The sequence below is a fragment of the Mesorhizobium sp. M8A.F.Ca.ET.202.01.1.1 genome (assembly GCF_004791595.1).
Taxonomy (GTDB): domain Bacteria; phylum Pseudomonadota; class Alphaproteobacteria; order Rhizobiales; family Rhizobiaceae; genus Mesorhizobium.
The window spans coordinates 137,282-163,889 of the sequence record NZ_SRUN01000008.1; the positions used below are offsets into that span (position 1 = coordinate 137,282).

22 protein-coding genes are annotated in these 26,608 nt (G+C 65.3%); 4 read left to right on the forward strand and 18 right to left on the reverse strand.

Features of this window, described 5'->3' with window-relative positions:
* Positions 1 to 32: 32 nt before the first annotated feature.
* From EN845_RS18620 to EN845_RS18655, 7 genes are all read right to left on the reverse strand, one after another.
* A complete protein-coding gene (locus tag EN845_RS18620) occupies positions 33 to 1,013 on the reverse strand; it encodes a 2-dehydropantoate 2-reductase (protein WP_127871168.1) in 981 nt (326 codons plus the stop codon).
* 2 nt (positions 1,014 to 1,015) lie between these two features.
* On the reverse strand, positions 1,016 to 2,536 hold the full coding sequence (locus EN845_RS18625; protein ID WP_167531392.1) for an acyl--CoA ligase: 1,521 nt from the start codon (positions 2,534 to 2,536) through the stop codon (positions 1,016 to 1,018).
* Between the two features lie 293 nt (positions 2,537 to 2,829).
* Positions 2,830 to 4,416, reverse strand: a complete 1,587-nt coding sequence (ggt, locus tag EN845_RS18635) for a gamma-glutamyltransferase (protein WP_127871171.1) — start codon at positions 4,414 to 4,416, stop codon at positions 2,830 to 2,832.
* Between the two features lie 47 nt (positions 4,417 to 4,463).
* The gene (locus tag EN845_RS18640) at positions 4,464 to 5,264 is read right to left on the reverse strand and encodes an ABC transporter permease (protein ID WP_127871172.1); all 801 of its coding nucleotides are present in this window, start codon (positions 5,262 to 5,264) and stop codon (positions 4,464 to 4,466) included.
* On the reverse strand, positions 5,261 to 6,187 hold the full coding sequence (locus EN845_RS18645; RefSeq protein WP_127871173.1) for an ABC transporter permease: 927 nt from the start codon (positions 6,185 to 6,187) through the stop codon (positions 5,261 to 5,263). Before EN845_RS18645 ends, EN845_RS18640 begins: the two co-directional genes overlap by 4 nt.
* Positions 6,184 to 7,269: an ABC transporter ATP-binding protein gene (locus EN845_RS18650; RefSeq protein WP_127277783.1), complete on the reverse strand. Its 1,086-nt coding sequence runs from the start codon at positions 7,267 to 7,269 to the stop codon at positions 6,184 to 6,186. Before EN845_RS18650 ends, EN845_RS18645 begins: the two co-directional genes overlap by 4 nt.
* A 74-nt stretch (positions 7,270 to 7,343) precedes the next feature.
* Positions 7,344 to 8,384 carry an ABC transporter substrate-binding protein gene (locus EN845_RS18655; protein ID WP_127277784.1) on the reverse strand — a complete coding sequence of 347 codons (1,041 nt, stop codon included), beginning with the start codon at positions 8,382 to 8,384 and terminating at the stop codon, positions 7,344 to 7,346.
* 215 nt (positions 8,385 to 8,599) lie between these two features.
* Between EN845_RS18655 and EN845_RS18660 the strand changes: the two genes are divergently transcribed.
* Complete coding sequence (locus EN845_RS18660) at positions 8,600 to 9,301, forward strand: GntR family transcriptional regulator (RefSeq protein ID WP_167531393.1); 702 nt, start codon at positions 8,600 to 8,602, stop codon at positions 9,299 to 9,301.
* Positions 9,302 to 9,320: 19 nt separating this feature from the next.
* On the opposite strand, the gene EN845_RS18665 is transcribed toward EN845_RS18660, so the two are convergent.
* The 7 genes from EN845_RS18665 to EN845_RS18695 all read right to left on the reverse strand — a co-directional run bounded on the left by EN845_RS18665 (position 9,321) and on the right by EN845_RS18695 (position 17,077).
* The gene (locus EN845_RS18665) at positions 9,321 to 10,262 is read right to left on the reverse strand and encodes an alpha/beta hydrolase (protein ID WP_127871174.1); all 942 of its coding nucleotides are present in this window, start codon (positions 10,260 to 10,262) and stop codon (positions 9,321 to 9,323) included.
* 45 nt (positions 10,263 to 10,307) lie between these two features.
* Positions 10,308 to 11,090, reverse strand: coding sequence for a carnitinyl-CoA dehydratase (locus tag EN845_RS18670; RefSeq protein ID WP_127871175.1), 783 nt, complete (start codon positions 11,088 to 11,090; stop codon positions 10,308 to 10,310).
* The gene (locus EN845_RS18675; protein ID WP_127871176.1) at positions 11,083 to 13,161 is read right to left on the reverse strand and encodes an acetate--CoA ligase family protein; all 2,079 of its coding nucleotides are present in this window, start codon (positions 13,159 to 13,161) and stop codon (positions 11,083 to 11,085) included. Before EN845_RS18675 ends, EN845_RS18670 begins: the two co-directional genes overlap by 8 nt.
* Before the next feature lie 87 nt (positions 13,162 to 13,248).
* On the reverse strand, positions 13,249 to 14,412 hold the full coding sequence (locus EN845_RS18680; protein WP_127871177.1) for an acyl-CoA dehydrogenase: 1,164 nt from the start codon (positions 14,410 to 14,412) through the stop codon (positions 13,249 to 13,251).
* Positions 14,413 to 14,416: 4 nt separating this feature from the next.
* Positions 14,417 to 15,511 (reverse strand): carnitine 3-dehydrogenase, encoded by a 1,095-nt coding sequence (locus EN845_RS18685; RefSeq protein WP_127871178.1) that lies wholly within the window; start codon positions 15,509 to 15,511, stop codon positions 14,417 to 14,419.
* A complete protein-coding gene (locus EN845_RS18690; RefSeq protein ID WP_127871179.1) occupies positions 15,508 to 16,137 on the reverse strand; it encodes an HD domain-containing protein in 630 nt (209 codons plus the stop codon). The genes EN845_RS18685 and EN845_RS18690 overlap by 4 nt, the downstream gene beginning before the upstream one ends.
* Positions 16,138 to 16,159: 22 nt before the next feature.
* Entirely contained in the window at positions 16,160 to 17,077 is a 918-nt protein-coding gene (locus EN845_RS18695; RefSeq protein ID WP_091586279.1) for a 3-keto-5-aminohexanoate cleavage protein, read from the reverse strand.
* 79 nt (positions 17,078 to 17,156) lie between these two features.
* On the opposite strand from EN845_RS18695, the gene EN845_RS18700 reads away from it, so the two are divergent.
* Positions 17,157 to 18,134 carry a GlxA family transcriptional regulator gene (locus tag EN845_RS18700; RefSeq protein ID WP_127871180.1) on the forward strand — a complete coding sequence of 326 codons (978 nt, stop codon included), beginning with the start codon at positions 17,157 to 17,159 and terminating at the stop codon, positions 18,132 to 18,134.
* An 87-nt stretch (positions 18,135 to 18,221) separates the two neighbouring features.
* On the opposite strand, the gene EN845_RS18705 is transcribed toward EN845_RS18700, so the two are convergent.
* On the reverse strand, positions 18,222 to 18,431 hold the full coding sequence (locus EN845_RS18705) for a hypothetical protein (protein WP_127279348.1): 210 nt from the start codon (positions 18,429 to 18,431) through the stop codon (positions 18,222 to 18,224).
* Positions 18,432 to 18,639: 208 nt separating this feature from the next.
* Positions 18,640 to 19,965 (reverse strand): xylose isomerase, encoded by a 1,326-nt coding sequence (gene xylA / locus EN845_RS18710; protein WP_127871181.1) that lies wholly within the window; start codon positions 19,963 to 19,965, stop codon positions 18,640 to 18,642.
* Positions 19,966 to 20,077: 112 nt separating this feature from the next.
* On the opposite strand from xylA, the gene EN845_RS18715 reads away from it, so the two are divergent.
* Positions 20,078 to 20,440, forward strand: a complete 363-nt coding sequence (locus tag EN845_RS18715) for a nuclear transport factor 2 family protein (protein ID WP_127279346.1) — start codon at positions 20,078 to 20,080, stop codon at positions 20,438 to 20,440.
* A gap of 263 nt (positions 20,441 to 20,703) precedes the next feature.
* Here EN845_RS18715 and xylB read toward each other — a convergent pair whose 3' ends face one another.
* Entirely contained in the window at positions 20,704 to 22,158 is a 1,455-nt protein-coding gene (gene xylB, locus EN845_RS18725) for a xylulokinase (RefSeq protein WP_127871182.1), read from the reverse strand.
* 80 nt (positions 22,159 to 22,238) lie between these two features.
* Positions 22,239 to 23,564, reverse strand: a complete 1,326-nt coding sequence (locus EN845_RS18730; protein ID WP_127871183.1) for a tetratricopeptide repeat protein — start codon at positions 23,562 to 23,564, stop codon at positions 22,239 to 22,241.
* A 227-nt stretch (positions 23,565 to 23,791) separates the two neighbouring features.
* Between EN845_RS18730 and EN845_RS18735 the strand changes: the two genes are divergently transcribed.
* A complete protein-coding gene (locus EN845_RS18735; RefSeq protein WP_127871184.1) occupies positions 23,792 to 26,581 on the forward strand; it encodes an autotransporter outer membrane beta-barrel domain-containing protein in 2,790 nt (929 codons plus the stop codon).
* Positions 26,582 to 26,608 lie beyond the last annotated feature (27 nt).

Below are 26,608 nucleotides of genomic sequence, written 5' to 3' on the forward strand. Positions count from 1 at the left end.
ATGGCGCGCAAGCGCAGGCTCAGCCCGCCTCCTCACCCGTAACACCCGCGCTCCACCGCCAGCCGCCGCACCAGCGCCAGCACCCCATCGATCGCCGGCGTCGGCTGCCCCGTCAGCCGCCCCAGTTCCTGCACCGCGCCCACCAGCGCGTCGATCTCCATAGGGCGGCCGCGTTCCAGGTCTTGCAGCATCGAGGTCTTGTGTTCGCCGACATCGCAGGCGCCCTTGATGCGGCGGTCGACGTCTATGGGGAAGCGCACGCCGAGGCTTTCGCCGATCGCCTGCGCTTCCAGCATCATGGCGCGGGCGAGCGTGCGGGTGCCCTCGTCGGCGACGATTCCGGCCAGCGTGCTGCCGGTCAGCGCCGAGATCGGATTGAAGGAGAGGTTGCCCCACAGTTTTATCCAGATCTCGCCGCGTATGTCGTCGCGGACCGGCGCCTGCAACCCGGCCTTGACCATCTCCCCGGCCAGAAGCGTGGTCCGTTCGCTCCTCTCGCCCGAGGGCTCGCCGAGCGAGAAGCGCCTGCCCTCGACATGGCGGATCAGGCCCGGCGCGTCGACCTCGACGGCGGGGTAGACGACCGAGCCGATGACGCGCTGCGGGCCGAGCCGTTCCCAGATCGTGCCGCCGGGATCGACCTGCTGCAGCCTGGTGCCTTCGAGCGCGCCGCCGGCCTTGTAGAAATACCACCAGGGCACGCCGTTCTGCATGGTGACGACGGATGTGTCGGGTCCAAGCAGCGGTGCGATCTGGTCGAGCGCGGGCGCGACGGAATGCGCCTTCAGCGCCAGCACGACATAATCCTGCGCGCCGAGGTCTCCCGCCTTGGCGGCGGCCCTGACCGGGGCGGTCGTTTCCTTGCCGTCCTCGATCAGGCGCAGGCCATCTGCCTTGATCGCCTCGAGATGCGCGCCGCGGGCGACGATCGACAGATCGGTGCGGCCGGCAATGGCCAGCTTGGCCGCGAGATAGCCGCCGATGGCACCGGCGCCGAAGATGGTGATCTTCATCGTCAGAGCCCGAGCTTGGCGGCGAGCCCGATGCGCTGCAGCTTGCCGGTGGCGCCCTTGGGGATCTCATCCAGGATCAGCACCTTGCGCGGCACCTTGAAATCGGCGAGCCGGGTCGCGGCGTGGGCGCGGATATCGCCCTCGGTGGCGCTCATGCCTTCGCGCAGCACCACGGCCGCCGCCACCTCCTCGCCAAGCTTGTCATGCGGCATGGCGAAGGTGACGACCTGCGCCACCGCCGGATGGTCCATCAGCACGTCGTCGACCTCGAGCGGCGAGATCTTTTCGCCGCCGCGGTTGATGATCTCCTTCAGCCGGCCGGTAACCTTGAGATAGCCGTCGCCGTCGAGCACGCCCTGGTCGCCGGTGTGGAACCAGCCATGTGCAAAGGCCGTGGCGTTGGCGTCCGGGTTCTTCTCGTAGCCTGACGTGACATTGGGTCCGCGAATGACGATCTCGCCGGTTTCGCCGGCCTGCATCAGCCGTCCGTCCGGCGCCATGACCGCCACTTCGGGTCCGCCCGCCGCACCGACGCTGCCCGGTTTGCGCAGGCCCGGCGGCAGCCGGTTCGAGGCCATCTGGTGCGCGGCCTCGGTCATCCCGTAGGATTCGATGACCGGGCAGCCGAAGGTCGCTTCGAGTTCGGCCATGACCTGCGCCGGCAGCGATGCCGAGGACGAGCGGATGAAGCGCAGGCGTGCCGCCCCCAGCGCTTCGGCATTGCGCGCCGCGCGCGCCAGGATCGCCTGGTGCATGGTCGGCACCGCCGTGTACCAGCTTGGCTTCGCCTCGCTCAGCCATTGGAAGAAGCGCAGCGCATTGAAGCCTGGCGTGCAGTAGATGCCGCCGCCCGATGCGAGCGAGGACAGCACCGCCGCGATCAGCCCATGGATGTGGAACAGCGGCATGATGTTGAGGCAGCGGTCACCGGCCGTCAGGCCGAGCGTCGCGCCGATATGGCGGGCGGAGGCCGCGACATTGGCATGGCTGAGCGGCACCAGCTTGGGCCGCGACGTCGTGCCGGAGGTGTGCAGCAGCAGCGCGATGTCGTCGTCCCCCGCCATCGCGGGCGCCGCCTGCGGACCGACCGCCGCCCCCTGGATGACGAAGTTGCCGGCCGGCGCATCTGGCCGCACGATGAGCCGCAGCACGGCGATGCCGAGACGCTCGGCCACCGTCACGGCCGGACCGGTCTCGGTCTCCGCGACGAGGATCGCCTTGGCGCCGATGTCGGTGAGATAGAAATCGAGTTCGTCGGCCCGGTAGGCCGGATTGAGCGGCGCCGTCGAGGCTGCGGCGGCCACCGCGATGAAGGCCGTCGCCATCTCCGGTCCGTTCGGCAGCACGATCGCCACCCGGTCGCCCTGGCCGATGCCGAGGGCGCGCAGCTGAGTGGCGGTGGCGGCGATCAGCGCGCGCAGACCGCCATGGGTCAGCGTGGGCCTGTCGGGCGCCAGGATGGCGGGGGCGTTGTCGTCTCCGGCGGCGAGGCGGCGGGAGAGGTCTGGGTGGGTTTGGGTCATGATCACCGACTATGTTTCAAAGCTTGTGAAAGTCCAGCGGAGGTTCGCGCCGCCCCTCATTGCCCTGCCGGGCATTTCTCCCCGTATAGCGACGGGGGAAAGGGCTGTTCGCCGATCGTTTCGCCAACTGCCAGCGTTGCAGAAAAGCGCCGAGGGAGCGGACCGTCCCTCTCCCCCGTCACTATACGGGGAGAGGATGCCGGCAGGCAGGTGAGGGGCAGCGCCAGCGCCTGGAGAAGTAGCGAGCAACCTTGAACTGAATCCCATCAGTACGCTCTACCGGTACCCATACCTCAATATCCCAGCGCCATCCCGTCCTTGCGCGGGTCCGACGCCCCGGTCAGCGTTCCCTTCTCCCAGTCGATCAGCACCGCCTGTCCGCCGCCGAGCGGATGGTGCGGCTCGGCGATGGCGTGGCCGCGCCGGCGCAGGCCTTCGATCGCCTCGGTGGGCACGTTGCGCTCCGCCTCCACCATGCCGTCATTGTAGAACACGCGCGGCGCGTCGAGCGCCTGCTGCGGGTCCATGCCGAAATCGATCATGTTGGTCAGAAGGTGGACATGGCCGAAGGGCTGGTAGCCGCCGCCCATCACGCCGAACGGCATCACCACGCGGCCGTTCCTCGTCGCCATGCCCGGCATGATCGTGTGCATCGGCCGCTTGCCGGGCGCGATCGCGTTGGGGTGCGCATGGTCGAGGCGGAAGCTCGAGCCGCGGTTCTGCAGCACCACGCCGGTCTTCGGGCCGACGACGCCGCTGCCGAAGGAATAATAGGTCGAGTTGATGAAGGAGACCGCGTTGCGGTCGCGGTCGACGATCGAGATATAGACCGTGTCGCTGCCGGGCAGTTGCACATCCGGCAGGTGGGTCATGGCGCGCTCGCGGTCGATCTCGGCGCGCAGCCGCTCGGCATAGGCGGCCGACAGCAGCTCTCGCACCGGCACCTGGACACGGTCCTGGTCGCCGACGAAACGGTCTCGGTCGCGATAGGCCAGCCGCCCGGCCTCGATCTCCAGATGCAGGCGCTCGGCGCCGTTGGGATCGAGCTCGCCAAGCTTGAAGCCCGACAGCACGTTCAGCATCAACAGCGCCGTCAGGCCCTGGTTGTTCGGCGGCATCTGGTGGATCTCGTGGCCGCCATAGCTGATGCTCACCGGCGCCACATAGTCGCCCCGGGTCGCGGCAAAATCCTCATGCGAATGCAGCCCGCCCAGTTCCTTGAGCCGGCGCACCATGTCGTCGGCGACGGCACCTTCATAGAATCCGGCGCGGCCCTGTTTGGCGATGACCCGCAAGGTGGCGGCAAGCTCCGGCTGCCGGTGCACGTCGCCTGCTTTCGGCGCGGTGCCGCCGGGCAGGAAGATGCGGGCGGCATGTTCGTCCCCGGCAAGGTCGATCTCCGGGTCCGCCCAGTCGAAGGCGACGCGGTCGTGCACGACATAGCCGTTCTCGGCATAGTGGATCGCCGGCGCCAGCACCTCGGCCAGGCTCTTGCTGCCATGGTCTTCCAGCAGCCGGCACCAGGCGTCGATGGCGCCCGGCACGGTCACCGCATGCGGCCCCTGTTTGGGAAGCTCGCTGAAACCCCTGTCCAGATACCAGTCCACGGTGGCGGCCGCCGGCGCCCGGCCGGAGCCGTTGAAGGCGAGCACCTCGCTCTGTCCCTTGGGGCAGTAGAGGACAAAGCAATCGCCGCCGATGCCGGTCGATTGCGGCTCGACCACGCCCTGCACGGCGGCGGCGCAGATGGCGGCATCCATCGCATTGCCGCCGGCGCGCAGCATCTCGATGGCCGCAAGCGTCGAAAGCGGATGCGATGTCGCGGCGATCGCTTCGGTGGCACGAACCGGCGAGCGGCCGGGAAACTGGAAATCACGCATTCTGTCTGGATATCCCTAGGTCATTTCTGCGAATTGGTCCGATGAAATCAATGCCGCCGGCCGAAAATCTGTGCCAGCGACAAAAGCAGCACCGACAGCACGATCAGGCAGGTCGAGATGGCGGCGATGGTCGGGTCGATCTGGTCGCGCAGCGCGTTGAACATGCGGCGTGTCAGGGTCGTGGTCTCGCCGCCCGAGATGAACAGCGAAACGACAACTTCGTCGAAGGAGGTGATGAAGGCAAACAGCGCGCCAGAGACGATCGAGAAGCGGATCTGCGGCATCGTCACCTGCCAGAACGCCGCGATGCGTCCCGCACCCAGGCTGCGCGCCACCCGCTCCTGGTTCATGTCGTAGGAGCGCAGGCCCGAAAGCACCGTCAGCACCACCAGCGGCAGCGCCTGCACCGTATGCGCGATGACGAGGCCGGTCAGCGTGTTGTTGAGGCCGATGCGCGCGTAGAGGAAGAACGTGCCGATACCGACCAGGATCACCGGGATGATCAGCGAGGCCGTGAGCAGCGCGTTGATGGTGCCGTTGAAGCGCAGCGTGCCGCGGTTGATCGCATAGGCGGCAGCGGTGCCGAGCGGCGTCGCCAACAGCGCGGTCATGATAGCTACCTTGACCGACACGATGGTCGCATCGCGCCATTCCAGCGACTGGAAATAGCTCTGGTACCAGCGCAGCGACCATTGCTGCGGCGGGAATTGCAGCAGCGTCGAATCCGAAAACGACATGATGACGATGATGACGGACGGCGCGATCAGGAACAACAGCACGAGGCCGCCGAAGCCGTAGAGCCACAGGCGTTGCCGGTGCGAGATCGGCAGGCCGATACCGTCGCTCATCGCGAGCTCCATACGCCGGTGGCGCGCGCGCCGAGCAGCCACTGGAACAGGCCGAGCAGCGCCAGCGTGACCACCAGCAGCACGACGCCGAGTGCCGCACCAGCCCCCCAGTTGGAATACAGGCTAGTGGTCTGTTCCATGCGCATCGCCCACATCACCACCTTGCCGCCACCCATCAGCGCCGGGGTGACGAAGAAGCCGAGGCAGAGCACGAAGACGATGACCACGCCCGAGGCGAGGCCGGGCAGCGACAGCGGAAAGAAGATTTGCCGGAAAGTCGCGGCCGGGCCGGCGCCGAGGTTCATGCCGGCGCGCAGGCAGTCGGTGTCGATGGTCTTCATCGAGGCATAGAGCGGCAAAACGAGAAATGGCAGCAATATGTGCGTCATGCCGATGACCACGCCGGAAAAATTGTTGGCGAGCGACAGCGGTTGGCTGATCACACCCAGATCGATCAGCCAGCTGTTGATCAGGCCCTTGCGCTGCAGGATCACCAGCCAGGCATAGGTGCGCACCAGCACCGAGGTCCAGAACGGCAGGATGACGAAGATCAGGCAGATCGACGCGGCCCGGCGCGGCAGTTGCGACAGCATATAGGCCAGGGGATAGCCGAGCAGCACACAGGCGCCGGTGACGATGAAGGCGACCTTGAAGGTGCTGATGAAGGTCTTGATGTAGGAGGCCTGTTCGAAGAAACGCGCATAATTGGCGGCGCTGAAGGCGCCGGTCTCGTCGAACAGCGACAGCCAGAACAGCCAGCCGATCGGCACGATGATGATGGCGCAGACGAGGAACAGGCTCGGCGCCAGCAGCGCCAGCAGCCGCAGCGACTCGCGCCGCGCGTCGGCGCGCAGCGCCTGCGCGTTGAGATCCTGCCCCGCCGGGCCGGCGATCTCCTGCAACAGGGCGGATTGCGCGCTCATCCCTCGGCCGCCACCAGGATCGTGTCCTTCGCGTCGAGGCCGAGCATGATCGGCTGGCCGGGCGCCGGCATCCTGGCCAGCACATCGCTGCGGCAATAGTCGCGCAACGTCAGCTGCCGGCCGTCGCGCAGGCTGGCGTAGCAAACGAAACTGTCGCCCTGGTAAATGATGTCGCTGACCGTCGCTTCGAGCACATTGATGCCGGCCGACGGGTCGGCTGCCGTGACCAGCCTGAGCTTCTCCGGTCGCACCACCATCAGATGCGGGCCAGCCGGCGGTGTCGGTGCCCCGGTCTGGATCCGCCTGTCCCCATACCAGACCGATCCGTTGCGGCTTTCGACCGGGATGAAGTTCGATTCGCCTATGAAGCCGGCCACGAACTGTGTCTTCGGCGCGGCGTAAAGCGTTTCGGGCCGGTCGAGCTGTTCGATGCGGCCGCCGTTCATCACGGCGATGCGGTCAGACATGGTGATGGCTTCGCGCTGGTCGTGCGTGACATAGACCGTCGTCATGCCAAGACGGCGATGAAGCGCGCGCAACTCGATCTGCATGTGCTCGCGCAGGCCCTTGTCGAGCGCCGACAGCGGTTCGTCCATCAAGACGATGCGCGGCTCGAAGACGATGGCGCGCGCCAGGGCCACGCGCTGGCGCTGGCCGCCGGAGAGCTGGTCGACGCGGCGCTCGCCCAGTCCCTGCAATTTCACCAGCTCCAGCGCCTTCTCCACCCGCTGCGCCGTCTCGCCGGCCGCGACGCCGCGCTGTTTCAGCGGGAAGGCGATGTTGTGGAAGACGTTCATATGCGGAAACAGCGCATAGTTCTGGAACACCATGCCGATGTTGCGCCTGTGCGGCGGCGTGGTGATGATCTCGTCGCCGCCGACCTTGATGCTCCCGGCATTGGCCCTGACGAAACCGGCCAGGATCATCAGCAGCGTCGTCTTTCCCGAGCCGGAGGGGCCAAGCAGGGTCAGGAACTCGCCGGCCTCGACATCGAGGTTCAGGTCGCGCAGCACCGGCACGCTGCCAAATCTCTTCTCGATCCGGCGCATGCTGATCGGCAGCGCGGATGGTGCAATGGACAAGATCGTTTTCTCCCGGGCAGAGACTGAAGGAGCGGGGCGGCGTTCGCGCCGCCCCGCAATGTCAGGGTTCCGGCCTATTGCTGGATCAGATTGTTGAACTTCTCCGTCGCCTCGACAAGGTTGTCGCGCCAGAACTCGGCATCCTGCAGCACCTGCTTCTTGACGTTTTCGGGCGCCGAATTGATGTCCTTGATCCGCTCGGGCGGGATCTTGCCGGTCTCGAAGGCCTTCTCGTTGACCGGCCCATTGTCGACATAGAGCGGCAGATTGGCCTGCAATTGCGGGCTGACGAACATCGCCAGCGCCTTCATCGCCGCTTCCTTGTTCTTGGCGCCCTTGGGGATGACCATGCAGTCGGCGGTGAGCACGCCCTGGTCGAAGGAGAAGCTGACCGGCGCGCCTGCCTTCTTCAGGGTGCCGGCGCGTCCGTTCCAGATGCTCGCCATGTCGACTTCGCCGTCCTTCACCAGTTGCATGGCCTGGGCGCCGGAGGTCCACCAGGCATCGACATGGCCGCGGATCTTGTCGACCGATTTCAAGGCGCTATCGACATCGACCGGATAGACCTTGTCGATCGGCAGGCCCGAGGCGAGTGCGGCAACGCTCAGCGTCTCCGTCGCCTGGCTGCTGCTCAACGCGCGCCGTCCCGGGAATTTTTCCACGTTCCAGAAGTCGGCCCAGGTCTTCGGGCCCTTGTCGCCGAAGACATCGGTCCGGTAGATCAACACGACGGAGGTGTAGGAAATGCCGACCCAGTCGTCATGCACCAATTTCGGGTTGATGCCGCTCTTGTCGATTATGCCGTAATCCAGCTTTTCGAACAGGCCTTCCTTCGAGCCGCGCGCGCATTCGTCGGCGCCGAGCTCGGTGATGTCCCACTTCACTGCATTTCCGGTCACCTGCAGCCGCACGTCGTCGAGGCCGTTGGTGGTGTCTTCCTTGATGGTGATGCCGAGCGCATCGGCGGTCGGCTTGAAGAAGGCCTTGGTCTGCGCCTCCTGATAGGTGCCGCCCCACGAGGCGACGGTGATCGTGTCGGCGGCGACGGCGGGCACTGCGAACGCCGCCACGAGGCCCGCGATCGCCACAACGCTAACGTTTCTGATCCTGTTCATTTCGGTTCTCCGACCGGTGTTCCCATTTGTTTTTGATTTGGCATGCGATTTTGTATACAATTTAGAATGTAGCCGAGAGATCGATGTTGTCAACTGCGACAGGCACGATCAGTTCGACGCGATGGGACGATGCCGCAGGCGTGGCAAATTGCGCCGACTGCGACTACAAACGAGGCAATGTCCGGCTAAAGCGGCCGGAGAACTGGGAACGGAACTTGGCCAAGGAAACCAAAAACACACTGCGCGACTCGGTCTATTCCGCGCTCAAGGCGATGATCGTGACCGGCCAGATTCCGCCGGGCTCGCGCGTCACCGAAAGCGACATCGCGGCGAAACTCAATGTCAGCCGCACGCCGGTGCGCGAAGCCTTCAACCGGCTGGAGCGCGACGGGCTGGTCACCGGCCGGCCGCGCCAGGGCTATGCCGTCACCGAGTTCGACATCAACATGTTCCGCGAGGCCTTCGACATCCGCGAACTGCTCGACGGCCATGCGACCGAACTCGCGGCCACCGCGGCGACCGACAAGGACAAGGCGCGGCTGCGCGCCATGCTGGCCGAATGCGAACGGCTGGCCGCCATCCCGGATCGCACCACGCGCGAGAAATTCCAGGAACTGGAAGTCGGTATCGACCTGCACCGTGTCATCGCCGAAATCAGCGGCAATGCGATGCTGCACGGCATGCTGTGCGGCATCCTCGACAAGTGCCAGCATTATGTCTGGACCGAACTGTTGTGGCTCGATGAATGGAAGATCGCCCGCGACGAGCATGCCGAGATCGTCGAGGCGATCTGCGCTGGCGATGCCAGCCGGGCCGGCGCCCTGGCGCGCGCCCATGTGCGGGGATCGCGCGAGAACGTGCTGCGCCTGCTGCAGGCGAAATCGGACTATCAGAGTTTCCTGGCCAAGGCCTCTTGAGCGGGGACGGGCCCTGCCCTTACCAGGTCCAGCCGCCCTTTCCGAGCGTGGCCACAGCGTCGACGATGCGGGTGAAGCTCGCGCGGGCGCGGCCGACGCTGTGCCGGGCCCTGAGATAGCCGTGCACCAGGCCGGGCTCCTCGAACCAGGTGGCGCGCCCGCCTGCCGCGACGATGCGGTCGCGATAAGCCTCGCCGTCGGATGACAAGGGGTCGCATTCGGCGGTGATCAGCACGGTCGGCGGCAAATTGGCGAAATCGGCATCGGCCAGCGGCGACAGCGTGATGTCGCCGGTTTGATCCACGCCCCCGGTTCGGATGTGCTTGTAGAATTCGAGATCGCGTACCGTCAGCATCGGCGCTTCGGCGTGCCTCACATAGGAGCCGCGCAAGCGATCGCCGCCGAGACCGGGATAAATCAGCACCTGGCCGATCGGCTTTTTCACATGGCCACGCGTCGCGTGCGCAACGGCGGCGCAAAGGTTGCCGCCGGCGCTGTCACCGCACAGCACGACCGGGCGGTCGTAGGTCCCTGCGGCCCATTCGAAGGCGCTCATCGCATCATCGAAAGCGGCTGGATGCAGATGCTCAGGCGCCAGCCGGTAATCGACCGAGACCACTTCATGGCCGGTGCGGCCGCAAAGTTCGGCACAGACATCGTCATGGCTGTCCAGCCCGCCGAGAATGAAGCCGCCGCCATGGATGTAGACCACCATCGCCGCATCGTCCGGCGTCGCGTTGCGGTAGATGCGGATCGGGACGTTTTGCGCAGGCGTGGCAACAACCGTGGTTTCGGCCGTCACGCCTTGCGGATAGCCGGCAAAGAACTCGCGGCACATCCGGTCATAGATCTCACGCTGCTGGGTGATCGTATAGTCGATCGTGTCGGGCGGATAATAGGAATTGGTCCGCTCGATGAAGGCCCAGGTCTCGGCGTCGATGAGTTTTGCGTAGTCAGTCATGCTGGCTGACCAATTTTCGGGGATGGCGCTGTCATCTCCGTGGGATCACTTCCCCTTCCACACAGGCTCGCGCTTTTCGGCGAAGGCACGGAAGCCTTCCATACCGTCCTCCGACCCGTAGAGCGCGTCGACGGTCGGCAACTGCCGGCGCGTCACCTTGTTCATCGCATCCTGGAAGGTCAGCGATTCTGCCACCCGTGCCGTCTCCTTGATCGCGGCGAAGACCAGCGGCGGGCCGCTGGCGAGCAGGCGGGCGATCTCCCAGACGCGGTCCTCGAGCTTTTCCTTGGGCAGCACCTCGTTGACCAGGCCCCAGCGATGCGCCTCGGCGACATCCATCCAGCGGCCGGTGAGCAGAAGGTCCATGGCGACATGATAGGGGATGCGCTTCGGCAGCTTGATCGTCGCCGCATCGGCCAGCGTGCCGGCACGGATTTCGGGCAGTGCGAAGGAGGAATGGTCCGAGGCGTAGATGAGATCGCAGGACAGAGCCAGCTCGAAGCCGCCACCGACCGCCATGCCGTTGACGCAGGCGATGACCGGCTTGTTCAGGTCGCGCAGTTCCTGCAGGCCGGCAAAACCACCGACGCCATAGTCGCCATCGACCGCGTCGCCGCTGGCCGCCGCCTTGAGGTCCCAGCCGGCGCAGAAGAACTTGTCGCCTGCCGTCTTGACGATGGCGACCCGCAGGCCGGTATCGTCGCGGAATGCCTTGAAGGTCTCGCCCATCAGCCGCGAGGTCTTCAGGTCGATCGCATTGGCCTTGGGCCGGTCGAGCGTGACCTCGAGGATGGTGCCTTCGCGGCGAGTCGAAATGACGTCAGACATTCTTGTTCTCTCCCAGCACCAGCAGCGCGTCGGCGATCCAGGCGCCCTTGCCTTGTGTGCAGACGATCAGCGGATTGATGTCGAGTTCCTCGATCTCGCCGGCATTCTCCTGCACGAAACCGGCGATGCCAGCGATCGCGTCTATGGCCGCGGCGACATCGGCCTTCGGCCGGCCGCGATAGCCCTCGAGCAACGGAAACAGTTTCAGCCCGCGCAGCGCGGCCTCGATGTCGTCGCGCGTCGCCGGCAGCATCAGCGTGACGCTGTCGCGCAGCAGTTCGACCAGCACGCCGCCGGTGCCCAGCGTCATGACGGCGCCGAACATCGGGTCGCGGGTGAAGCCGACGATCAGTTCGGCGACGCCGTCGCGCACCATGCGCTCGACATAGAGTCCGGTGCCGAGCGGCAACAGGTCGTGTGCGGCCGTGCTGACCGATTCGGCGTCCTTGAGGTTGAGCCGGACAGCGCCGACCTCGGATTTGTGGGTGACGCCCAGTGCCTTCAGGGCAACAGGAAAGCCGAGCGCCATCGACGAGATCACCGCCTCGACCGCATTGCCGGCCCGCTCGCCCTTGGGCACGGAAAGCCCGGCCTTGATCAGCCGCGCCTTGGCTTCGGCTTCGTCAGGCGTAACGCGCGGCGCGTCGGATGCGCCGGCAGCTCTCGTATCCACCGGCTGCGCCTGCGGCTCGCGCCAGGCCCAGCCGATGAAGGCTGCTGCGCCTGCGGCGTCCATCGCCTCGGAAATGCCGAACAGCGGCACCATGCCGCGCGCCATCAGCTCGGCGGTGTATTCCTCCGGCAGGTTCTCCGGCAGCGAGGAAACAATGGCGCCATGCGCCTTGTTGGTCTTCAGCGCCGATTCGAAGGCGCGCAGCGTCGCCCACCAGTCGGTCACCGAGCAGCGGTCGGGGCGCGGGAAGTCGAGCACCAGCATGTTCAAGTCGAAGCCGCCCGACACCATGGCGGTGAAGGTGGCCGTCATCGCCGGCTCGTTGTTCCAGATGAAGGTGTGGTAGTCCAACGGGTTGGCCACCGCGACCAGCGGCCCGAGGGTCGATTTGACATGGGCGCGGTGGGTGTCGGTCAGCACCGGGAAGTTGACCCAGCGCCCTTCGGCACTGTCGGCCATGACCGACGCTTCGCCGCCCGAACAGCTCATCGACGAGAGCTTGTAGCCAGGCAGCGGGCCGGTGATGTGCAGCAGCTTCAGCGCCTCGATGAAGGCGGGGATGGAATCGACCCGCGCAATGCCAAGCCGCCTCAGGAAGGCGCCGGAAGCAGCGTCCGAGCCGGCCAGCGATGCGGTGTGCGAAACGGTTGCCTGCCGCGCCTGTTCGGACCGGCCGACCTTCATGGCGATGATCGGTTTCCTGAGCTCGCGCGCCCGTGCGGCTAGGCGCTCGAAGCCGGCTACCGAGTCGAAGGCCTCGATATGCAGGCCGAGCGACGTCACACGCTCATCCTCGATCAGGCCGAGCGCCATTTCCGACAGGCCGGTCTGCGCCTGGTTGCCGGCGGTCATCAGGAAGGCGATCGGCAGGCCGCGCTTCTGCATCGTCATGTTGATGGCGATGTTGGACGACTGGGTGATGATGGCGACGCCCTTGCCGCCCTCGTCCAGCCTGATGCCGCCATGTTGGTCGGGCCACAAAAGCGCGCCGTCGGCATAGTTGATCAGGCCGTAGCAGTTCGGCCCGATGATCGGCATCTGGCCGGCGGCCGCGACCAGTTCGGCCTGCAGCCGTTCGCCGTCGTCGTCATAGGCCTCGGTTTCGAGAAATCCGGCGGCAAAGCAGACGGCGCCGCCGGCCCCGCGCTCGGCCAGCGCCTTGACCACCTCGATGGTCAGGTGCCGGTTGACACCGACAAAGGCGGCATCCGGCGCGCCGGGCAGATCCGCGACCGAGCGGTAGGCCTTGCATCCGGCAACCTCGTCCTTGGTCGGGTGCACCGGCCAGATATCGCCGGCAAAGCCCATCTTGATCGATTGCGCCACGACGGCGGCGGCCTGCACGCCACCGAACACGGCGATCGATTTCGGGCGCAGGAGACGTTCAAGTTTATGCATGGTCATCTTTTCGTTTTTTGCGCGATCTCAGGACAAACGATCTTGTTTGCCCGACAAAACCGAATCCCGATTTTGCGCGATCATGCTCTAAGCGCCGAACGGACGCAGCAGCGCCCGCGAAATAATATGTCGCTGAATCTCCGAAGTGCCTTCCCAGATGCGCTCAACGCGGGCATCGCGCCAGATGCGCTCCAGCGGCAGGTCGTCCATCAACCCCATGCCGCCATGGATCTGGATTGCCTCGTCGGCGACAAAGGCGAGCATTTCGGTGGCCTTCAGCTTGGCCATGGCCATGTCCTGGTCGGTGACGGTGCCCTGATCGTACTTCCAGCCGGCTTCGAAGACCATCAGGTCGGCGGCCTTGAGTTCCGTCGCCATGTCGGCGAGCTTGAACGACACGCCCTGGAACTTGCCGATCTGCTGGCCGAACTGCTGGCGCTGCGCGGCGTATTCGACGGCATGGCCAAGCGCCCGCTCGGCACGGCCGAGACAGGTGGCGCCGACCTGCAGACGCGTGGCGCCGAGCCAGGAATTGGCGACGTCGAAGCCCTTGTGCACCTCGCCCAGAACCTGGGATGCCGGCAGCCGGCAATCGTCGAACTCCAAAATGGCGTTGGTGTAGCCGCGATGCGAGACGTTGCGATAGCCGTCGCGCACCGTGAAACCCTTGGTGCCCTTGTCGACGAAGAAGGCGGTGATCTTCTTGCGTTTGCCGCGCGCAGACTCCTCCTCGCCCGAGGCCATGAAGACGATGGCGAAATCGGCGAGATCGGCGTGCGAGATAAAGTGCTTGGTGCCGTTCAGCACCCAGTCGTCGCCATCCTGCACGGCTGATGCCGTCATGCCGCGCAGATCGGAGCCGGCGCCCGGCTCTGTCATTGCCAGGCAATCCCATTTCTCGCCGCGGATGCAGGGGAAAAGGTACTTTTCGCGCTGCTCCGGCGTGCCGGCGAGCAGAATGTTGGAAGGACGCGCCACGCAGGTCCAGTGCAGCGCGTAATTGGCCCGGCCGAGTTCCTTCTCGTAAAGCAGCCAGGTCACCGTATCGAGCCCCGCGCCGCCGACATCGGCCGGCATGTTGGCGGCATAGAGCCCGGCCTCGATCGCCTTGGCCTTGATCTCCTCGATCAGCTCGCGGCGCAGCACGCCGGTGCGCTCGACCTCGCGCTCATGCGGATAAAGCTCGTTCTCGACGAAGGCACGCGTCGTCTCGACAATGAGCTTTTGCTCTTCCGAAAGACCGAAATCCATGGTCTCAGCCCTTCTTCTTTTTCTTCGGCTTTTCGGCTTTCTTCACCGGCTTGGCGGCCTTGGCCTTTTCCGCCGCCTTTGAAGCCGCGGGCTTCTTCGCCGCCAGCTTGGCGAGCTGTTTGGTATAATCCTTGTGCAGCGCGCCGGCGCCCCAGCCCTTGCCCTTGTTCTGCTTCGACAGCGCATCCATGATCGCGACCAGATTGTCGTCGCGGATCTTTTCCAGCTCGCGGATCGACAGGCCATGCGCCTGGTCGTCCGACTGGGTGGCGATCAGGTCGACCAGCTCGTCGTTGAACTCCGGCACGTCCATCAGCTTGGTCCACGGCCATTTCAGGCAGGGCCCGAACTGCGCCATGAAGTGGCGCATGCCGGCCTCGCCACCGGCGACGCGGTAGACCTGGAACATGCCCATCTGCGCCCAGCGCAGGCCGAAACCATAGCGCATGATGTCGTCGAGTTCCTCGACGGTGCAGATGCCGTCCTTGATCAGCCACAGCGCTTCGCGCCAGGCGGCTTCGAGCAGGCGGTCGCCAACGAAAGCCTCGATCTCCTTGCGGATCACGACCGGCTTCATGCCGATCGAGGCATAGATCTCCTTGGCGACCTCGACCGCCTCGGGGAAGGTCTGGTCGCCGCCGACGATCTCGACCAGCGGCAGCAGGTAGACCGGGTTGAACGGATGGCCGACGACCAAGCGCTCCGGATGCTTCTTCATCGCCACCTGCATGTCGGTCGGCTTGATGCCCGAGGTCGAGGAGGCGACAATGGCGTTGGCCGGCGCATGCGCGTCGATCTCGGCCAGCACCCTGTGCTTGAGATCGAGCCGTTCCGGCACGCTTTCCTGGATGAAGTCCGCATCGGCGACCGCTTCGGCGATCGTCTTGGCGAAGGTCAGCTTGCCCTCCTTGGGCAGACCGCCGGGCACCATCTGCTTATAGGCGCGGCGCGCGCCCTTCATCACTTCCGAAACCTTGCGCGAGGCTTCGGGATCGGGATCGAAAATGGAGACGTCGATGCCGTTCAAGAGCAGGCGCGCGACCCAGCCGGCGCCGATGACACCGCCGCCAATGGCGGCCGCCTTGTTGATGATGCTCATTGAGAGGCTCCGGTTCTTGTCCTGGCGGTTTCGGGATCGGTGAGGGGCACGCGCTCGCCGGCGCGGATGACCGACGGGTCGTAGGCCTTGCGGGCGAAGACTTCGAGCACGAAGGGCCGGAAGAATTCGATCGGCAGCGTCTCATAATCGGGGTCGAAGCTCGACTGGTCCCAGCGCTCGCAAAACGCATCGCAATCGTCGAAATAGGCATGGCCGGCGAAGCGGTCGCGCGCATGGCGATTGCCGCCGAGATGGTGCGCGTAATAGAGGCGCTGGAAGTCGCCGTGCTTCTCCACCACCCAGGTGCATTGCTCGCGCACGAAAGGTTTCAGGATCGACGCGGCGTATTCGTCGTGATTGTAGGGCGCGTAGATGTCGCCGATGTCGTGCAGCAGCGCGCAGGCGATCCAGTCGGTGTCGGCGCCGTCGCGCCAGGCCCGTGTCGCCGCCTGCAGCGAATGGCCGAGCCGGGTGATCTTGTAGCCGGACAGGCCTTCGTCGAGCTGGACCAGCGCGTCGAGCAGCCGCTCGCCGGTCTTGGCCGCATAGTCGATTTCATGGGCGGTCAGGAACTCGTAGTCTTGCCTGTCGCCATCCTTCATCGCGGTGAATTTGACGGTAGCCATAGCGACCCTCCCTGCGAATAATTTATGCCGCTATCGGCGCTCGCTTGGTCAGGTTGAGCTTCTTGCGCACTTCTTCGGGGCCAAGAATCCTGGCGCCGAGATTGGTGACGATGGAGGCGGCGCGCTCGACCAGCTGCGCGTTGGTCGCCAGCACGCCCTTGTCGAGCCAGAGATTGTCTTCCAGGCCGACGCGGACATTGCCGCCGGCGAGCACCGCTGCCGCCGCATAGGCCATCTGGTTGCGGCCGATGGCGAAGGCCGACCAGTTCCAGGTCGACGGCACGTTGTTGACCATCGCCATGAAGGTGTTGAGGTCGTCGGGCGCCCCCCACGGCACACCCATGCAAAGCTGCACCAGCGCGTCGGGGTTGAGCACCTTTTCCTCGACCAGTTGCTTGGCGAACCAGAGATGCCCGGTGTCGAAGGCCTCGATTTCCGGCTTGACGCCGAGCGCCGTCATCATGCCGCCCATGGCGCGCAGCATGCCGGGCGTGTTGGTCATGACATAGTCGGCTTCGGCGAAATTCATGGTGCCGCAGTCAAGCGTGCAGATTTCCGGCAGGCACTGGCGCACATGTTCCATGCGGTTGGTGGCGCCGCCCATGTCGGTGCCTTTTTCGTTGAGCGGCAACGGCGCTTCCGGCGAGCCGAACACCATGTCGCCGCCCATGCCGGCGGTCAGGTTCAGGATGACGTCGACGTCAGCCGCGCGGATACGCTCGGTCACCTCGCGATAGAGATGCACGTCGCGCCTGGGCTTGCCGGTTTCGGGGTCGCGCACATGGCAATGGACGATGGCCGCACCCGCCTTGGCCGCATCGATGGCCGAGTCGGCGATCTGCTTGGGCGAGCGCGGCACATGCGGGCTGCGGTCCTGCGAGCCGCCGGAACCGGTCACGGCACAGGTAATGAAAACCTCACGGTTCATCGCGAGCGGCATCGAAACTCTCCTCCCATTCGAAACAGCCACTAGCATCGCTCGCCTTGATCCAAGCTGCTTTGCGTTTTACGAAGGCGATATGATCAAAAGCGAAAAATCTGTCTTTCGCGCCGAACGCGAGACCCTCAAGGTGACGTTCCTGGTGTTTTCCGGGTCGTCGATCATGTGCGTCGCTTCGGCCGTCGACCCGCTGCGCGCCGCCAACCGCATCTCCGGCGAGACCCTGTTCGATTTCAAGCTGGTCTCGGTCACCGGCGAGGCTCCGGTCACCACCTGCGGCCTGCCGGTCGCGGTCAGCGGGCGTTTCGACGCGGCGGAGCCGACCGACGTTCTCGTCGTCGTCGCCGGTTTCGGCACGCAGAATTACGCGACGTCGGGTCTGCTTTCAGGTTTGCGGAGGGCGGCGCGAGCGGCCCGCGCGTGCGGCGGGGTCGAGGCCGGCACCTGGCTGGTGGCGCGTGCCGGCTTGCTGGAAGGGCGCAGCGCTACCACCCATTGGGAGGACATGGAGGATTTTTCCTCGGCCTTCCCTGGCGTCGACGTCCGTCCGGACCGCTATGTCATCGACGGGCCGATGTTCACCTCGGGCGGCGCGTCGCCGACTTTCGACCTGATGCTGCATCTCATTCGCACGCGCCTCGGCATGGCCGTGGCGCTCGATGTCGCCAGCGTCTTCATCTACGACCAGGCCCGGGCCGCGACCGATGCCCAGCCGCTGGTCTCGCTCGGCCGGCTCGACGGCTATGATCCGCGCCTGGCGCAGGCCATCCGGCTGATGGAATCGCATGTCGATCAGCCGTTGACCGTCGAGGCGGTCGCCAAACGCGCCGGGGTGACGGCGCGGACCCTGGAAAGCATCTTTCGCAAGTCGATCGGCGAGACGCCGGGCGCCTATTATCTCAGGCTGCGGCTGGGCGCCGCGCGCCGGCTCGTGGTCGACACGCGGATCGCCATGGCGGATATTGCCGGGCGGACGGGGTTCTCGTCGGCCGCGGCTTTTTCCAGGGCATTTTCAAGAGCTTTCGGCGAAGCCCCTGTCAGGCTTCGCCGGGGTTGATTGGGGCCGGGGTTGATTGGGGCCGGGGTTGATTCGGGCCGGAGTTGATTCGGCCAGGGTTGATTCGGCCAGGGTTGATTCGGGAAGTCAGGCAGCATTCCGGCGGTCGCTGCCGCCGTCGATCTGCGAGCGCATCTGCCGCGCGAGATGGGTCTCGAAGCGGCTGGCAACGGCGCGGTCCCATTCATTGGTGCTGCGTGCGCCCTGTTTTGGATGCGGCATTGCCATCAGCCGGTCAATGATCGATCCGGCTTCGCCAGGTGAGAGCAGGGCGTCGATTTCACGTTCGTTCTGCATATCGGTTCGCCTCCTTCTTCCTCTCCCGCCACGAGCGATACCTATACGAGATTCGTGACGGCAGTTTGAAGGCAAGAGCGAGGTCATTGAGAGGCGGCAAGGGGCAAAACCTTGTCGTCGGTTTCAGCATGGCGCGCAAAATGTTTCCGCGCGCCAAGCTTTCGAATCGCATAGTGCGCCGGCTTGGATTGCCGACGGCCAGGCAGCGTCAGACGTAGCGGTTGACGATGTTTTCGAGCAGTTCCTGGCGGCCGGAACGCGGCTGCGGCTCGATCTTCTTCTTCACCACGCGTTCGGCGATCTCTTCCAGCGTCCGCTTGCCCGACAGCATCGCCTTGGCCTCGGCGCTGTTCCAGCCGGCGTAGCGTTCGGCGAGCGGGCCCGACAATGCCTTGTCCTCGACCATGCGGGCCGCCGCCTTGAGGCCGCGCGCGCAAGAATCCATGCCGCCGATGTGGCCGATCAGCAGGTCCTGCGGGTCGAGCGACTGGCGGCGCAGCTTGGCGTCGAAATTGGTGCCGCCGGTCTTGAAGCCGCCGGCCTGGAGGACCTGGTAGTAGGCGAGCGCCATCTCCGGCACGTTGTTGGGGAACTGGTCGGTATCCCAGCCCGACTGGTAGTCGTTGCGGTTCATGTCGATCGAGCCGAAGACGCCGAGCGCATTGGCCAGGGCCAGTTCGTGCTCGAAGGAATGGCCGGCCAGGATGGCGTGGCCCTGCTCGATGTTGAGCTTGACCTCCTTTTCCAGGCCGAAGCGCTTGAGGAAGCCGTAAACGGTCGCGACGTCGTAGTCATATTGGTGCTTTGTCGGCTCCTGTGGCTTCGGCTCGATCAGGATCGTGCCCTTGAAGCCGATCTTGTGCTTGTAGTCGACGACGAGGTTCAGGAAGCGGCCGGCCTGTTCCTGCTCGCGGGCAAGGTCGGTGTTGAGCAGGGTCTCGTAACCCTCGCGCCCGCCCCACAGCACGTAGTTCTCGCCCTTCAGCCGCTTGGTGACGTCGATGCAGCTCTTCACCGTCGCAGCGGCATAGGCGAACACATCCGGATCGGGATTGGTCGCGGCACCGGACATGAAACGGCGGTTGGAGAACAGGTTCGCCGTGCCCCAGAGAAGCTTGACGCCGGTCTGCTTCATCTTTCCGGCAAAATAATCGGCGATTTCATCCAGCCGGGCCGCACTTTCGGAGAAATCCTTGCCCTCGGGCCGTACATCGGCGTCATGGAAGCAGAAATAGGGAGCGCCGAGCAGCGAGAACATCTCGAAGGCCACATCCGCCTTCAGTTTCGCCAGTTCCATCGTGTCGACGCCGCCGGCCTTGGGGAACCAGGGACGGTCGAAGGTCTGGCCGCCGAACGGGTCGCCGCCCGGCCAGGCGAAGGAATGCCAGTAGGCGACGGCAAAGCGCAGATGGTCTTCCAGACGCTTGCCAGCCACCACTTCGTCGGGATTGTAGAAACGATAGGCCAGCGGATTGGTCGAATCCGGTCCCTCATATTTGATCTTCTGGATGTCGCCGAAAAAGCCGCTGCTCATGTTCTCTTCCTCTCCAAGATAGTTTTGCCTGATTACCTCAGGCGTAATTGGTTTCACGCCGGTGCTGGTCGAAAACGGTCACGTCAAAACCGTCAAACGAAGGAGACAGATCATGACCGACCTCAACACGATCGCCCAAAACTACATCACCGCCTGGAACGAGAGCGATGCCGGCCGCCGGGCAGCGTTGCTCAAGGCTGTTTTCACCGAAGACATCAGCTATCGCGATCCGCTCATGCAGGGCGACGGCCATGAAGGCGTCGCGGCGCTGATCGACGGCGTGCAGCAGCGCTTTGCCGGCTTCCGCTTCTCTCTGAAGGGGACTCCGGACGGCTTTGCCGACAAGATCCGGTTTTCGTGGAATCTCGGGCCGGAAGGGGTCCCGTCCGTCATCGAAGGCACCGACATCGGCGTCATCGAGGACGGTCGCCTGAAAAGCGTGACCGGCTTCCTCGACAAGGTGCCGGCGCAGTGAGGTCACCTCGTCAAGACGTGGTGGAGAATACCAATCGCCAAAGTCGGTGCTGCCCCTCATCGCCCTGCCGGGCACTTCTCCCCGTATAGTGACGGGGAGAAGGGGGCTGGCCGCAACCTTGGCGCCTTCGTCACTACGCTGGTGATTGGCGAAACCGGTGACGGGAGCGCCCCTCTCCCCGTCCCTATGCGGGGAGAGGATGCCGGCAGGCAGGTGAGGGGCAGCGCCGGCGCCCTGATAAAGAGGGTGGGACACGCCCCAACTCACGCGGTTACAGCCCTGATCGCCGGGTAAAGCGCCCGGTAGCGGTGATAGGCATCGGCATAGGCGTTGCCGAGCGCCGCATCCGGTTCGATCGTGGCGTCTGTCTTCGGCGCCGTGCACACGGCCAGCGGATCCGCCCCTGTCGCGGCGATAAGGCCAAGCCGCGCAGCCCCAAACGCGGCGCCGAAATCGCCGTCGGCGGGGATGTCGACCGGCACCTGCAGCGCGGTGGCGATGGCCTTCAGCCAGTAGCGCGAGCGCGAGCCGCCGCCGATCGCCGTCACCCGCGTCAAGGTGGTGCCGGCTGTCTTCAACGCTTCGAGGCTGTCGCGGAAGGCGAAGGCGACGCCTTCGAGCACGGCCTGGGTCAGCACGGCGCGGCCCGATTCATGCGCGAGGCCGGTGAAGGAACCGCGAATGGCGGAATCATTGTGTGGCGTGCGCTCGCCCGAAAGATAGGGCAGGAAGGACACGCCGGTCGGCGCTTTCAGCGTCTCGCCGAGTTCCGACGTCAACTCGCCTGCGCCCCTGCCCGTGATCTCCGACAGCCAGTTGAGCGAATCGCTCGCCGACAGGATGACGCCCATCTGGTGCCAGGTGTTGGGCAACGCATGGCAGAAGGTATGCACCGCGCTTGCCGGATTGGGCAGATAGGCGGCGTTGGCGGCAAACAGCACGCCCGACGTGCCGAGCGAGACAAAGGCGTGGCCGGCGCGGACCGTGCCCATGCCGCAGGCGGAAGCCGCGTTGTCGCCGGCGCCGCCAGCCACCGGAATGCCGGCCGCGATACCCCATTGCGAGGCGAGTTCGGCGCGCAGCCCGCCAGCCTTCGCGGTGCCCTCGACCAGCGCCGGCATATGGCTCTCGTCGAGCGATGTCGCCGCGAGCAGGTCCGCCGACCAGCGGCGCTTGCCGACATCGAGCCAGGACGTACCGGCTGCATCAGACATTTCGGAAATGTGTTCCCCGGTCAGCCAAAGCCGCAGGAAGTCCTTGGGCAAAAGCACCTTTGCTACCTTGGCGAAGACAGCGGGCTCGTTGTTCTTCACCCAGGCCAGCTTCGGCGCGGTGAAGCCAGGAAAGACGATGTTGCCGGTGAGCGCGCGGAAGCGTGGATCGGCGTCGAGCGCGGCCGCCTCTACATGGCTGCGCGTGTCATTCCAGAGGATGCAGGGACGCAGCATCTGATCGGCCGCGTCGAGCAAGGTCGCGCCATGCATCTGGCCGGACAGGCCGATGCCCTTAACCGCCGCGAACTGCCCGGGATGCGACGCCTTCAGTTCGGCGATCGCGTCTTGGCAGGCGCGTATCCAGTGCAGCGGATCCTGCTCGGACCAGCCGGGATGCGGGCGCGAAACGTCAAGCGTGCCATGGCCGGAGCCGATGACGCCCTGTCCGGCATCGATCAGCAACGCCTTGACGCCCGATGTCCCCAGGTCGAGGCCGAGATACATGGTTTCCTCCCACGTTCTTATTTTTTTCGGAACCCGAAAAATATGCTTGAGCCAGTTTTTAAGGCAAGATCCGCTCCGGGTCAATTCTCCGACAAATCGGCGGCACGCCGCGAAAACAGCGCGGACAGCGGACTGTCCGGGCGTACCATCGAGCGCTCCATCGTCAGCACCTTGGCGAGCGCGGCGTCGCCGGCGCGCAGGGCGGCCTCTATCAGCGTCAGGTCGATGACGTCGCGCTGGGCATGGCTGCCGCCGAAACGGTGCGCGATCGCCCGGATGGGCCGGATCAATCGGATGGTCTCGGCGTAATTGCCCTCCCCGAACGCCTTGATCGCAAGCGTCAGGGGGTGCCCCACATCCCGCGTGAAAGCGGCATTGTCCGCATCGCCCCGCATCGCCTCGCGCTGGGCCTCGAGCAAGGTCCGGGCCGGGGCGTCGAGCCCGGCGCCGACAAAGGCCATCATCGCATGGGCGTCGTTGAACGCGTAATTGCCGGAGGCGGCCTTGGGCGCCCAATTGGCGGCCAGCGCCGCCCAGCGGTCGCCGACATCGACGTCACCCAGATGAAGCCGCCACAGGATCGCCGATGCATCGACCATGTTGAGCGCCAGCGTCGACCTGGCACCGTAGATCGGTCCGTCATAGAGCGCCAGCACCTCGCCGGTCTCGCCGAGATCGTAGTGGAACAGCGCCAGGTGCCACCAATTGTGCACTTGGAGGAAGCTCTCCTTGGTCCAGGCATCGGGATCGGCACGCATCCAGGCAACGCCGTCCCTTTGCCGGCTTTGCATCTCCATCACATGCGCCACCGCATGTTGCGCCCAGCCGTCGCGCGGTTCGATCTCGACCGCTCTGCGACCCAGCCTTTCGGCCTGTGCGTATTCAGCCATCTCTTCGAGCCCGAAGGCCTGCATGCCGAGGATGGCGTGGTAACCCCGCATGTCCGCCTGCCATGACGGCAGGGCGCGGGCGATGCGGTCGCGCAGCATGCGGGCGTTGCCGGTGAAGAAATCGACCTGGTGTCCGACCTGGAGCGCCACGGCATCGAGCGGGAAATCGATCGCTATGTCCTGAAGGATGCCGGAAGCCCGATGCCAGCGGCCGTTGGCGAGGTGGCCGAGAGCCGAGACATGCGCCCGTTCGCGCGTTGTCGCGGCAAGCGGCAGCGCCGCCTCGTGGCAGGTCCTGGCCACGGCCGTCGCCTCTGGCTCGGTGGCAAGGCCGAAAAGGTAGCCCTTGAAGACATGCGCCATGACGAAACCGGGGTCCTGCGCGATGGCGCGATCGACGGAGTTGACCGGATCGCCGATGAAACACTGCAATTCGCGCACGGCCTGGCCGTAGAGCGCGAATCCGGCTTCCGTCGCGCCCGAAACTGCCAAGCCGAATGTGTCTTTGATTGGCATGCGAGAGTCCTTGGTCAGACCCGGATGAGCATGATGCCCCTCGGTCCAACATCATCTTAAAGCATGGGCCAAGGCGATGCCATTTCACGGACACATCTGCGCCACGTCAGTTATTTTTGCAGTTCATCAACCATGAGAGGCAGATTAGGCTTTGTAAAACTGGACGAATTGTGGCTTCAATGTGGCGCGGGTAAGGGGCTTGAAATCGCGATCTGAGAGGGGACGCGATGCGGCACTTTGAATTACAGCCTCCGAACAGCGGTTCGGAGCACATCGGCGAGGCTATTTCTTTGACGCGGCGAAGGCCCAGGCGAATCAATCCTGGGTTTATTAGCTTACTTGCAACTACAGCGCTTATGTTGCTGCCTGGCTCCGCGGCCTTCGCGGCATGCGTGCTGGTTCCGTCTCCGGGAAATGACACCTTCACTTGCGATAGTGGCGATTCGAGCGGCAGCCTCAACGATACCAGCGGCAACAACACGCTGACCTTCCCTGCCGGCGGTACCGGCCAGGTGAGCGGCAATGTCACATTCGGCGCCGGCACGGACCGCATCGACATGCAGTCCGGCACCATCACCGGCGCGGTCGATCAGGGCGACGGCACGGATTTCTTCACCATCGGCGGCGGCACGGTCGCCGGCAATGTCCAGCAGGGCGCCGGCATCGACGACTTCAGCATGAGCGGCGGCCAGGTCGGTTCGCTGAACCAGGGCGACGGGCTGGATACCTTCACCATGACGGGCGGCCGCATCGTCGATTTCTTCGACGATGGGGACCGTGCCGTGATGACCGGCGGCCGCATCGGCCGCGTCAACATGAAGCTCGACAAGAACTATTTCAACATGTCGGGCGGCATCATCGACCGCAACCTCGTCACCGGCTTCGATCAGGACACCATCATTCTCTCCGGTGGCACGATCGGCGGCAACATCAGCGTCAGCGGCGGCAACGACAGCGTGACGATCACAGGCGGCACGGTGGGCGGCGATGTGCTGATGAGCTTCGGCGCGGACAATTTCGTCTGGAACGGCGGCGGCATCATCTATGGCTCGGTCGACCTCGGCGCCGACAACGATACCGCCAAGCTCAGCAATCTCACCAACGCCAATCTCGGCGGAGCCGATGCGCTGAATGGCGGCCTCGGCACCGATGCGCTTACCTTCGACAACGTCAAGCTGGAAGGCATCGCCAGGGTCCAGAACTGGGAAACCATAGACGCCACCAACGATACCCAGTTGATCCTCGACGGCAATCTCGTACTGGGCGACAGCGGCACGGGCACCGGAAGGCTCAGCGTCGACCAGGCAAGCACGCTCTATGGCGGCGGTGGCTTCAACAGTTCCATCCAGGCCTTCACCTCGGGCCAACTGGCCGATGTGGTCAATGCCGGCCGCATCGACCTGACCAACGGCGGCACCGGCGCTTCCGATCGCCTGACCATATCGGGCAATTATGTCGGCATGGGCGGGCTGCTCCTCCTCCAGACCGAGCTTGGCGACGACAGCTCCGCTTCCGACCGGCTGGTGCTGTCCGGCGGCACGGCCTCCGGCTCGACCGGCATCGCTGTGGTCAATGTCGGCGGCGCCGGGGCGCAGACCACGTCCGACGGCATCATGCTCGTCCAGGCGGTCAACGGCGCCACGTCGAGCGCAAGCGCCTTTGCCCTCGATGCGCCGGTCGCCGCCGGCGCCTTCGAATATTATCTCTTCAAGGGCGGCGTCAGCGCCGGCAGCGCGGAGAACTGGTATCTGCGTTCGACGCTGAACACACCGGCAACACCGGCCGCCGGGCCGTCGGCGCTCGAACCGACGCCGCAACCAGAACCGGAGCCGCCGCAGGCCGAGCCGCCGCCACCGCCGTCCGAGCTGCCGCCGGTGCCGGTGCCGACCGACGGCGACATCAACAATCCGCCGGTCGATTCGACACCGCCGGTGCAGGCGAGCGACCCCGAACCCGAGGCGCCGCCGCCACCGCCGCCAGCGCCGCCGGCGGATCCACCACCGCCACCACCGGTGGTGCCGACCGCCGTTCCGGCCCTGCCGACGCCGGCAGCCGGCGAGACGATCCTGCTCTACCGCATCGAGGTGCCGACCTATTCGGCTTTGCCGCCGGTGGCCGAGCACCTTGCGATGACGACGCTCGGCACCTTCCACGAGCGGCGCGGCGAACAGAGTCTGTTGTCGAACGCCGAGCTGTCGCCTGTCTGGGGCCGCATCTACGGCCAGGACGCCGAAATGGGCTGGTCGGGAACGGTGTCGCCGTCTTTCGACGGCACCTTGTTCGGCCTGCAGGCGGGCTTCGACGTCTTCGGACGCGAAACCGCTTCGGGCGGCATCGATCGCGCCGGCCTCTTCGTCGCCTATGCCAGCATGAAGGGTGACGTGCGCGGCCAGGCTCTGGGGCAGAATGATCTGTCCGTGGGCGGGCTCGATGTCAGCGGCACCAGCGTCGGCGGCTACTGGACCCGCATCGGCCAGGGCGGCTGGTACCTCGACGGGGTGCTCATGGCCACCTTCTTCGGCGGCGACGCGACGTCGTCGCGCGACGTTGGCATCGACATTGGCGGAACAGGTGTCACCGCCTCGCTGGAGGGCGGCTATCCCATAGCGCTGGCGCAGGGCTGGACGCTGGAACCACAGGCGCAACTGATCTGGCAGCATCTGTCGCTCGACGATACCAAGGACCGTTTCTCGTCGGTCTCATTCGATAGCGACGGCAGCGTCACCGGCCGGCTGGGCGCTCGGCTGCAGGGCGAAGCCTCTGTCAACGGCATAGCGCTGCAGCCCTATCTCAAGGCCAATATCTGGCATGATTTCGGCGGCACCGACCGTGTCAGCTTCGACACCACCGACATCTCGACCGAGGGCAGGTCGACCTCGTTCGAGTTCGGCGGCGGTATCGTCGCCAAGGTGACGGACAAGGTCAGCATCTTCGCCACCGGCGATTACACCACCAACCTCGACGGCGACAAACGCCGCATCCTCGAGGGCAATCTGGGCTTCAGCGTCAAATGGTGAAGCAAGCTGTGCTGATGTTCAGCTAGT

Excerpts from the sequence above, each read along its gene's own strand:
- EN845_RS18620 (WP_127871168.1), bottom strand. The coding sequence starts at position 1,013 with ATGAAGATCACCATCTTCGGCGCCGGTGCCATCGGCGGCTATCTCGCG.
- EN845_RS18625 (WP_167531392.1), bottom strand. The coding sequence starts at position 2,536 with ATGACCCAAACCCACCCAGACCTCTCCCGCCGCCTCGCCGCCGGAGAC.
- ggt (WP_127871171.1), bottom strand. The coding sequence starts at position 4,416 with ATGCGTGATTTCCAGTTTCCCGGCCGCTCGCCGGTTCGTGCCACCGAA.
- EN845_RS18640 (WP_127871172.1), bottom strand. The coding sequence starts at position 5,264 with ATGAGCGACGGTATCGGCCTGCCGATCTCGCACCGGCAACGCCTGTGG.
- EN845_RS18645 (WP_127871173.1), bottom strand. The coding sequence starts at position 6,187 with ATGAGCGCGCAATCCGCCCTGTTGCAGGAGATCGCCGGCCCGGCGGGG.
- EN845_RS18655 (WP_127277784.1), bottom strand. The coding sequence starts at position 8,384 with ATGAACAGGATCAGAAACGTTAGCGTTGTGGCGATCGCGGGCCTCGTG.
- EN845_RS18665 (WP_127871174.1), bottom strand. The coding sequence starts at position 10,262 with ATGACTGACTACGCAAAACTCATCGACGCCGAGACCTGGGCCTTCATC.
- EN845_RS18670 (WP_127871175.1), bottom strand. The coding sequence starts at position 11,090 with ATGTCTGACGTCATTTCGACTCGCCGCGAAGGCACCATCCTCGAGGTC.
- EN845_RS18675 (WP_127871176.1), bottom strand. The coding sequence starts at position 13,161 with ATGCATAAACTTGAACGTCTCCTGCGCCCGAAATCGATCGCCGTGTTC.
- EN845_RS18680 (WP_127871177.1), bottom strand. The coding sequence starts at position 14,412 with ATGGATTTCGGTCTTTCGGAAGAGCAAAAGCTCATTGTCGAGACGACG.
- EN845_RS18685 (WP_127871178.1), bottom strand. The coding sequence starts at position 15,511 with ATGAGCATCATCAACAAGGCGGCCGCCATTGGCGGCGGTGTCATCGGC.
- EN845_RS18690 (WP_127871179.1), bottom strand. The coding sequence starts at position 16,137 with ATGGCTACCGTCAAATTCACCGCGATGAAGGATGGCGACAGGCAAGAC.
- EN845_RS18695 (WP_091586279.1), bottom strand. The coding sequence starts at position 17,077 with ATGCCGCTCGCGATGAACCGTGAGGTTTTCATTACCTGTGCCGTGACC.
- EN845_RS18700 (WP_127871180.1), top strand. The coding sequence starts at position 17,157 with ATGATCAAAAGCGAAAAATCTGTCTTTCGCGCCGAACGCGAGACCCTC.
- EN845_RS18705 (WP_127279348.1), bottom strand. The coding sequence starts at position 18,431 with ATGCAGAACGAACGTGAAATCGACGCCCTGCTCTCACCTGGCGAAGCC.
- xylA (WP_127871181.1), bottom strand. The coding sequence starts at position 19,965 with ATGAGCAGCGGCTTTTTCGGCGACATCCAGAAGATCAAATATGAGGGA.
- EN845_RS18715 (WP_127279346.1), top strand. The coding sequence starts at position 20,078 with ATGACCGACCTCAACACGATCGCCCAAAACTACATCACCGCCTGGAAC.
- xylB (WP_127871182.1), bottom strand. The coding sequence starts at position 22,158 with ATGTATCTCGGCCTCGACCTGGGGACATCGGGCGTCAAGGCGTTGCTG.
- EN845_RS18730 (WP_127871183.1), bottom strand. The coding sequence starts at position 23,564 with ATGCCAATCAAAGACACATTCGGCTTGGCAGTTTCGGGCGCGACGGAA.
- EN845_RS18735 (WP_127871184.1), top strand. The coding sequence starts at position 23,792 with ATGCGGCACTTTGAATTACAGCCTCCGAACAGCGGTTCGGAGCACATC.